At 74.2% G+C, this 4,384-nt stretch carries 1 protein-coding gene and 1 pseudogene; both read left to right on the top strand.

What is annotated here, in order from left to right; translation table 11 throughout:
• The coding region (locus IF30_RS0139930; RefSeq protein ID WP_037902960.1) for a type I polyketide synthase at positions 1–2,872 on the top strand (2,872 nt) is incomplete at its 5' end.
• Positions 2,841–4,384, top strand: a pseudogene (locus tag IF30_RS0139935) (type I polyketide synthase); the annotation flags it as partial. The gene IF30_RS0139930 and the pseudogene IF30_RS0139935, both read left to right, overlap by 32 nt.

Here is a 4,384-nt window from a genome sequence, read left to right on the forward strand (position 1 = left end):
CCCCTTCCAACGCAACCGCTACTGGCTCAAGCCCGCCACCCGATCCACCGACACCGGACTCGCCTCCGCCGGACTCACCACAGCCCACCACCCCCTGCTCGGCGCGGCCGTCGTCCTCCCCGACGGGACCAGGCTGTTCACCGGCCGCGTCTCGCTGAAGCAGCAGCCGTGGCTGTACGACCACGTGGTGTTCGGCACGGTCGTGCTGCCGGGCGTGGCCTTCCTCGACCTGCTCTCGTACGCCGGCGGGCAGGCCGGGTTCGGCCGACTGGACGAACTGGTCCACCACGCGTTCCTGGCAGTGCCCCCGCAGGGCGCGCGGGACGTGCAGATCACGGTCGGCACCCCGGACGAGACCGAGCGCTGCCCGTTCACCATGTACTCCCGGCCGTCCGACGCCGCGCCCGAGGAGGAGTGGACCCGGCACGCCAGCGGGTACCTCGCCCGGGAGGTCGGGCAGCCGTCCTTCGACCTGTCCGTCTGGCCGCCGGCCGGGGCGACCCCGGTGGACATCGACGAGTTCTACCGGACCTTCATCAACCGCGGGTACGAGTACGGCCCGATGTTCCAGGGCTTCAAGGCCGGCTGGCGGCTCGGCGAGGACGTGTACGCCGAGATCGCGCTGCCGGACGACGGCGACGAGGAGCACTACGGTCTCCACCCGGCTCTGCTGGACTCCGCGCTGCACCCGCTGATGCTCTGGTACGGCGCCGAGGACGGTGTCCGGCTGCCGTTCTCCTGGAGCGGGGTCACCCTGCACGCGACCGGCGCCCGACACGTGCGGGTGCACCTGTCCCGCCCGGAGCCGGACCTGGTCGCCCTGGAGATCGCCGACCGCTCCGGCGCCCCGGTGATGACCATCGAGGCTCTGGCCATGCGCCCGGTCGGCGCCGAGCAGCTGGCCGCTGCCCGGACCAAGCAGCCGGACTCGCTCTACCGGGTGCAGTGGAGCCGGGTCGCCGCCGGATCAGCCCGGCCGGCCGCACTGCCGTACGCCGTCCTCGGCGACCGGGAGCTGGCGGACCGGCTGGTCCGGCTGGGCATCGCCGCGGAGGTGCACGACGGACCGGGAGTGCTCCGGTCCACCGTGCCCGACGGGATCGCCGGTCTCCTGCTGCCCGTCGCGGCCGCCGAGAAGGGCGTCGTCGCCGGGGCGCACGAGACCGCCGCCGCCGTCCTGGCAGCCGTCCAGGAGTTCCTGTCCGACGGACGCCTGGCCGCAACCGTGCTGACCGTCCTCACCGAGGGCGCGATCTCCGCCCGGGACGGCGAGGACGTGCCCGACCTCACGGCCGCCGCACTCTGGGGCCTGCTGCGCACCGCACAGTCCGAGAACCCCGGCCGGATCGTCCTGGTGGACCACGACGGCGCCGACCCGTCCCTGCGCGCCCTGCCCGCCGCCCTCGCCGGCGACGCCCCGCAGTTCGCGCTGCGCGCCGGCGAGTTGCTGGTGCCCAGGCTGGCCCGCACCACCGTCACCACCGAGTCGCCCGTCCCGCTCGACCCGACGGGCACCGTGCTGGTCACCGGTGGCACCGGCACCCTGGGTGCGCTGATCGCCCGCCGGCTGGTCACCGGGCACGGTGCACGACACCTCCTGCTGGCCGGCCGGCGCGGACCGGACACCCCGGGAGCCGCCGAACTGGTCGCCGAACTGCGGGAGCTGGGAGCCGAGGCCACCGTGACGGCCTGCGACACCGCCGACCGCGACGCGGTGGCCGCGCTGATCGGCGCGGTCCCGGCCGAGCACCCGCTGACCGCGGTGGTGCACGCCGCCGGTGTGCTGGACGACAGCACCCTCCCGGCCCTGACCGCCGAGCGGCTCAGCGCGGTGCTGCGGCCGAAGGTCGACGCGGCCTGGCACCTGCACGAGGCCACCGAGCACCTCGACCTGCGGGCCTTCGTCCTCTTCTCCTCCGTCGCCGGTCTGATCGGCAACGCAGGCCAGGCCAACTACGCGGCCGCCAACACCTTCCTGGACGCCCTCGCCGCCCACCGCCGCGCCCGCGGCCTGGCGGGCCTCTCACTCGCCTGGGGCCTGTGGGAGCTGGAGAGCGGCATGGCGGGCGCCCTGGACGAGACCGGGCGGGCCCGACTGACCCGGGGCGGCATCGCGCCGATCCCGACCGCGCAGGCCCTCGACCTGTTCGACCTCGCCCTCGGCCACGACCAGACGCTGCTGGTGCCCGCCCGGCTCGACCTCACCGGATTCGGCGGGGACAACCCCGCCGTGCCGCCCCTGATGCGCGGCCTGGTCGGCACTACCGCACGTCGCCGGGCCAAGGACACCGTGGACGCGGACACCTTCCGGCAGCGGCTGGCCGGCCGCGGCGAGGAGGAACAGGTCCGCATCCTGGAGGAGCACATCCTGGGCCAGCTCGCCACCGTCCTCGGGCACGGTTCGGCGGCGGCGCTGAGCAGCCGGGCCGGCTTCCTGGAGACCGGCCTCGACTCCCTGACCGCCGTCGAGTTCCGCAACACCCTGAACCGGAACACCGGACTGCGACTGCCCGCCACCACGCTGTTCGACTACCCGACCCCGGCCGAGCTCGCCGCGTTCCTGCGCACCGAGCTCGCCCCCGGGTTCGCCCCCGGGGCGGGCGCGACGGGCGCGGGGCCGGCGGGCGGCACCCCGCCGCTGCTGGCGGCCGAACTGGACCGGCTGACGGCCGACGCCGCCACCCTGCGGTCCGACACCAGGAACGACCTGATCCTGCGCCTGCAGGACGTCCTCGACCGGCTCACCGAGCTGGACGGGACAGCCGGCACCGAGCCGGCGGACGGCGCCGCCGCGCGGATGGACTCCGCGAGCGACGACGAGATCTTCGACTTCATCGACAATGAGCTGGGACTGGGGGCAGACGGTGAGTGAGGACAAGCTCCGCGACTATCTGAAGCGGGTCACCACGGAGCTCCAGCAGACCCGGCAGCGGTTGCGGCAGGCCGAGTCCGCCGCCCGGGAGCCGATCGCCATCGTGGCCATGGCCTGCCGGTTCCCCGGCAGCGCCGACACCCCCGAGGCACTGTGGCGGCTGGTCGCCGACGGGGTCGACGCGATCGGCGACTTCCCCGGCAACCGCGAGTGGGAGCTGTCCGACCTCTTCGACCCGGACCCGGACGCCGTCGGCCGCAGCTATGCGCGCCAGGGCGGATTCCTGTACGACGCCGACGAGTTCGACGCCGACTTCTTCGGCATCAGCCCGCGCGAGGCGCTCGCCCTGGACCCCCAGCAGCGGCTGCTGCTGGAGACCAGCTGGGAGGCCATGGAGCGGGCCGGCATCAACCCGACCGCCCTGCGGGGCACCGCGGCCGGCGTCTTCACGGGGGTCTCCAACCACGAGTACGCCTCGCTCACCCACCAGGGCCCCGAGGACGTCGAGGGGTACGTCCTGACCGGAAACACGCTGAGCGTCGCCTCCGGCCGCATCGCCTACACCCTCGGCTTCGAGGGCCCCGCGGTGACGGTGGACACCGCGTGCTCGTCCTCGCTGGTCGCGATCCACCTGGCCGTCCAGGCGCTGCGCGGCGGCGAGTGCGGCATGGCGCTCGCCGGCGGCGCGGCGGTCATGTCGACGCCCGGGATGTTCCTGGAGTTCAGCCGCCAACGCGGGCTCTCCCCCGACAGCCGGTGCAAGTCCTTCGCGGCCGCGGCCGACGGGGTGATCTGGGGCGAGGGCGTCGGCATGCTGCTGCTGGAGCGGCTCTCCGACGCCCAGGCCGCCGGGCACCCGGTGCTCGCGGTGATCCGCGGCACGGCGATCAACCAGGACGGCAAGAGCAGCCAGCTCACCGCCCCCAACGGGCCGGCACAGCAGCGCGTCATCCGCGCCGCGCTGGCCAACGCCCGGCTGTCGGCCGACCAGGTCGACGCGGTCGAGGCCCACGGCACCGGCACCAGGCTCGGCGACCCGATCGAGGCCCAGGCCCTGCTGGCCACCTACGGCCGGTCCCATGCCGCCGAACAGCCGCTCTGGCTGGGCTCGTTGAAGTCCAACATCGGCCACACCCAGGCCGCGGCGGGCGTCGGCGGGATCATCAAGATGGTCGAGGCGATGCGCCACGGCGTGCTGCCCCGCACCCTCCACGTGGACGAGCCCACCCCGCACGTCGACTGGGAGACGACACCGTCGAGGCGCTGCCGCCGCTGCTGCTCTCGGCGAAGAGCGAGCCCGCGCTGCGCGAACAGGCCTCGCGCCTGGGCGAGTTCCTCGGCACCGTGACGGATGTCGACCGGCTCGCAGGCGCCGCTCGCGTACTCGCTTCCGGACGCGCCGAGCTACGTCATCGGGCGGTGGTGTTCGGTGCCGACCGGGAGGAACTGCTGGCCGCACTGGCCGCCGTAGCCAACGGCACACCCAGCCCCCAAGCCGTCCAAGGATCGGTG

It is taken from the genome of Streptomyces sp. NRRL S-350, from assembly GCF_000719705.1.
GTDB lineage: Bacteria > Actinomycetota > Actinomycetes > Streptomycetales > Streptomycetaceae > Kitasatospora.